Here is a 4,890-nt window from a genome sequence, read left to right on the forward strand (position 1 = left end):
CCCACAAATGCAACTTCTCCTTAGTGGCTCTGTCGATATTTTATCCCAGGATGTTACGATTGTTGCTATTTTTATGAACTGCCGCTTACCATATCCCCTGGATACTGAAGCTTTCAAACTCTCAATTCTGTCAGCGTTTTATCGCTTCGATGCAACAACTTGTTCAACGCCATAAAGCACTTTGAACCTGCTTCACGATCACTGAAGATGCTAAATGTGTGAATAGAGTAAAATCCTGACTGGAAATCCAGTTCGGTTTTATTCGCCCAGTGACTTGTTTTATCGAAGTAAAATGCTTTCTCTGCAGTTTGAGTAATGCCACTCGTCTAACAACGAGTGGCATTTGTGCCAAGAAGGGTTTTTATTGCGAGCAACAGCAACTCACTTATCAGAAAGTGCCGCCTTCGGTGTTTCAGAATTTTCGTACATCAACAGCGGCTCAGAGTCACCATTGATAACCGAGGCATCAATCACTACCTTGGAAATGCTCTGATCGGAAGGAATTTCATACATTGAGTCAAGCAATACCCCCTCCAGTATTGAGCGCAAGCCTCGAGCACCGGTTTTACGCTCCATGGCTTTTTTGGCAACCGCACGCAGCGCATCCTGACGAAAATCGACTTCAACCTCTTCCATATCAAAGAGCTTGCTGTACTGCTTGGTCAGCGCATTCTTAGGCTCAACGAGGATGCGCACCAGCGCCTCTTCATCCAGCTCTTCAAGCGTTGCAATGACAGGCAGACGGCCAACAAACTCAGGGATAAGACCGAATTTCACCAGATCTTCCGGCTCAACTTCTTTAAAGGTTTCACCCAGATCCTTTTTGTCATCCTTGCTGCTGACTTGTGCAGAGAAGCCAATTCCAGACTTGTCAGTACGACCACGAATCACTTTATCCAACCCGGCGAAAGCGCCGCCACAGATAAAGAGAATATTGGAGGTATCAACTTGCAGAAACTCCTGCTGGGGGTGTTTGCGCCCACCCTGAGGCGGAACCGATGCAACCGTACCCTCAATCAGCTTGAGCAAAGCCTGCTGAACACCCTCACCGGAAACGTCGCGGGTGATGGATGGGTTATCAGACTTACGGGAAATCTTGTCAATTTCATCAATGTAGACAATACCCATCTGAGCTTTTTCTACATCGTAATCGCATTTCTGCAGCAGTTTCTGAATGATATTTTCAACGTCTTCACCGACGTAACCTGCTTCCGTCAGGGTAGTGGCGTCAGCAATAGTGAATGGTACGTTGAGCATGCGTGCCAGCGTTTCAGCAAGCAGCGTCTTACCACTTCCGGTGGGACCAATCAGAAGGATATTACTTTTACCCAGCTCGACTTCATCTTTCTTCCTGTCGCCCTTGCCATCGCCAAAGCGCAGACGCTTATAGTGGTTGTATACCGCTACGGATAAGACTTTCTTGGCCCTGGGTTGGCCAATTACGTACTCGTCGAGAGTTTCTTTGATCTCGCGAGGGATCGGCAGCTTATCAGAAGACTCTTCGCCACTGCTGTCCTGAATTTCTTCACGGATGATGTCGTTGCATAGATCAACACATTCATCACATATGAATACGGAAGGGCCGGCAATCAGCTTGCGCACTTCATGCTGACTCTTTCCGCAGAAAGAGCAGTACAACAACTTACTGCTGTCTTCACCCTTGCCGCTTGTTTCGTCGGTCATTCGATTACCCTGTTATACGGACAATGCCTGCCCTGCACTCTCCAGTGAAAATAGACAATGAAAATAGACCTGCCAGTCAAACTAATCAAAGCCCATTTCATGATTCACAATTACATGCCTGATAAGATGCAGGCATTGAGGCATGTTTTCAAGTGCTTGATCCGCGTGATACCAGAATTCATGCCCTGACCATCCGGGACCATGCATATTTCTGGAAAGCTATTCTGATAGAGTCCTCCTTATCAAGAGAACCCATCCAATGAGTTAGTGTTCAACGACTTTGGATAAAAATCAACCTGCAGGCGTCATAAATAATGAAAATAGCACACTGCACAGAGGCTATTTCCATAGATTACAGACCATCTCGCTGGAGATTACAAAAGAGCCATCAGCTCATGACAAGCCGCTCAGCTTATTTTTTGTCTTTATTACCGCCTTCACCACGACGATTCATGACCTGGTCGATCAGGCCATACTCTACCGCCTCATCGCCATTCATAAAGTTATCACGATCAGTATCCCGCTCAATAACCTCAAGAGGCTGACCGGTATGGTGAGCCAGAACATGGTTCAGCCTACTGCGGATGCTCAGAATCTCACGGGCATGAATTTCGATATCTGACGCCTGCCCCTGGAACCCTCCCAGCGGCTGGTGAATCATTACCCTGGAGTGTGGCAAACAATAACGCTTACCCGCTGCACCACCAGCCAGCAGCAAAGCCCCCATACTCGCAGCCTGACCAATACACATGGTGGAAATATCAGGCTTGATAAACTGCATGGTGTCATAAATGGACATCCCGGCAGTTACCGACCCACCCGGTGAGTTGATGTACAGGTGAATATCCTTGTCCGGATTTTCCGATTCAAGGAACAGCAGCTGAGCAACCACCAGATTTGCCATATGATCTTCAACCTGACCCACCAGGAAGATCACTCGCTCTTTAAGGAGGCGGGAATAGATATCGTAAGAGCGTTCACCTCTGGCTGATTGTTCAACGACAATAGGTACCAGTCCTGAGTTGGTGATCGCAACGGCGTGCGGGTCTATCAGATTGGACATATCCTGTCTTAACTCCTTGCCAAGTCGAAGAAAAGCGACTGCTCTGTCAGTCATATAAACTGAAAGATTAGTCGCTTGCATACCAGATTAAAACGACCAGAGCCGGTAAAACCTTAGTTGCTTGTCAGGGGAACCGGTCAATCAGCCGCCCATCCCCCACGCTCTTCATAAAATGCTCTTCTACAAGCGGAATCAGGCAGTCTCTTCCTGCTCTGCCTCTTCAGTTTCAGCTGCACGCTCAGCAGGCTTGATAGCGTCCTGATAGCTGCATGCTTGTTCTGAAACCTGGGCCGCTTCCAGAATAGTATCTACTACCTGCTCTTCCAGAACAACATACTTGATCTGAGACAGCTGCTCATCGTTGCTGTAGTACCAGTCGATAACCTGCTGAGGCTCCTGGTAAGCGGAAGCCATTTCTTCAATCATGGCACGCACGCGCTCATCATCAACCTTGACTTCACGCTGCTTAACCACTTCACCAATCAACAGACCCAGGGCAACACGCTTTTTGGCATCGGCTTCAAAAAGCTCTGCTGGCAGCTGCTTTGGATCAAAGCCACCTTTCATGCCACCAAACTGCTGTACCGCCTGTTCGCGCATACGGTCGATTTCCTGGGAAGTCAGAGCAGAAGGCACTTCCACTTCATGAATCTTCAACAGTCCATCCATTACCTGATTCTTGACTTTATTCTTAACCGCCTGACGCAATTCACGCTCCATATTTCTGGAAACTTCCGTACGGAAACCTTCCAGGCCACCTTCGCTTACGCCAAAGCGAGCAAAAAAATCATCATTCAGTTCAGGCAGTGCTGGTGCAGCAACCTTGTGAACCTTGCAAGCAAACTCAACAGACTGGCCTGCCAGATCTTTCGCCTGATAATCTTCAGGGAAAGTCAGGGACAGTACTTTCTCTTCACCGGCAGAGACACCCATCAGGCCATCTTCAAAGCCCGGAATCATGCGGCCAGAGCCCAGCTCCAGAGTCGACTCCTCTGCGCTACCACCTTCGAAAGCTTCTCCATCTTTGGTACCAACATAGTCAAAGGTAATGCGGTCACCCAGTTCTGCAGCGCGCTCAACGTCAGCAAACGTTGTACTTTGCTTGCGCAGGGTTTCGATCATTTCGTCAACATCAGACTCCTGAACCTCAGCAACCGGGCGCTCAACAGAAATACCGCTGAACTCATTAAGGGCGATTTCAGGGTAGACTTCAAACGTAGCAACAAAGGTGAATCCTTCGTCGTTATCAGACTGGGCTTCAACGGATGGCGCACCGGCAGGATTCAGTTCCTGTTCCTGAATGGCTTCTATAAAAGAAGACTGCATCATCTCACCGAGCACTTCCTGTCTAACGCCCGCACCGTAACGACGCTTAACCACTTTCATTGGAACCTTGCCGGGACGGAAGCCATCCAGACGAACACGTCGGGACAGATCCTGCAGACGCTTATTCACTTCACTATCAATATCAGCACCCGGGATAGTGATAGTCAGCTTGCGCTCAATACCGGAAGTCGTTTCAAGGGAGACTTGCATTTTTGTTCCTCAACACCAAAACCTGTGTAAACAATGGGCCAAAAGGCGGATAGACTAGCAAATGCACCCGGAAAATGCACAAACACACTTTGTCACATTGGATCCGGGCAAGGCAAAGGAACACTTTTTATTAAAACATTCCAGCTCCCTAGAGGATTTGCACCACTCTCACTTCTCAACGGTATAAACCAAGGAATAGAACAGACTTTATATGAAAAGCCTATTTTAAAAGACCCGAAACACAGCAGCCCTGGCTCAGCCTTTCATATCTGCAATATTCATATATGTTTCCCCGAAGCTAAGGACTAGTGGGTCCATACACCCCCCATCAGGGCAGTTTCTTTGGATGAAACATACAAAAACGGGGATAAGCATACTTATCCCCGTTAATGACTGGTGCGGAAGGAGAGACTCGAACTCTCACGCCTTGCGGCACTGGAACCTAAATCCAGCGTGTCTACCAATTTCACCACTTCCGCTCACAGCGCTTCCACGAAGCACGCAAAACACTGTATTTTTCAGGCCTCCTGAAAAACCAGGACAACCGTCACACTGGGGTGGGCGAAGGGGCTCGAACCCTCGACCGCCGGAATCACAATCCGGAGCTC

General features: G+C 48.4%; 3 protein-coding genes and 1 tRNA gene. All 4 read right to left on the minus strand.

The window, feature by feature from the left end; translation table 11 throughout:
- Positions 1-381: 381 nt before the first annotated feature.
- The gene (clpX, locus tag KDK15_RS08435; RefSeq protein ID WP_257294916.1) at positions 382-1,683 is read right to left on the minus strand and encodes an ATP-dependent Clp protease ATP-binding subunit ClpX; all 1,302 of its coding nucleotides are present in this window, start codon (positions 1,681-1,683) and stop codon (positions 382-384) included.
- A 412-nt stretch (positions 1,684-2,095) separates the two neighbouring features.
- Entirely contained in the window at positions 2,096-2,746 is a 651-nt protein-coding gene (clpP, locus tag KDK15_RS08440) for an ATP-dependent Clp endopeptidase proteolytic subunit ClpP (protein WP_257294917.1), read from the minus strand.
- 192 nt (positions 2,747-2,938) lie between these two features.
- Positions 2,939-4,282, minus strand: coding sequence for a trigger factor (gene tig / locus KDK15_RS08445; RefSeq protein WP_257294918.1), 1,344 nt, complete (start codon positions 4,280-4,282; stop codon positions 2,939-2,941).
- 394 nt (positions 4,283-4,676) lie between these two features.
- A tRNA-Leu gene (locus KDK15_RS08450) sits at positions 4,677-4,761 on the minus strand.
- Positions 4,762-4,890: the final 129 nt, after the last annotated feature.

It is taken from the genome of Endozoicomonas sp. YOMI1 (assembly GCF_024606345.1).
In the GTDB taxonomy this organism is placed as follows: domain Bacteria; phylum Pseudomonadota; class Gammaproteobacteria; order Pseudomonadales; family Endozoicomonadaceae; genus Endozoicomonas.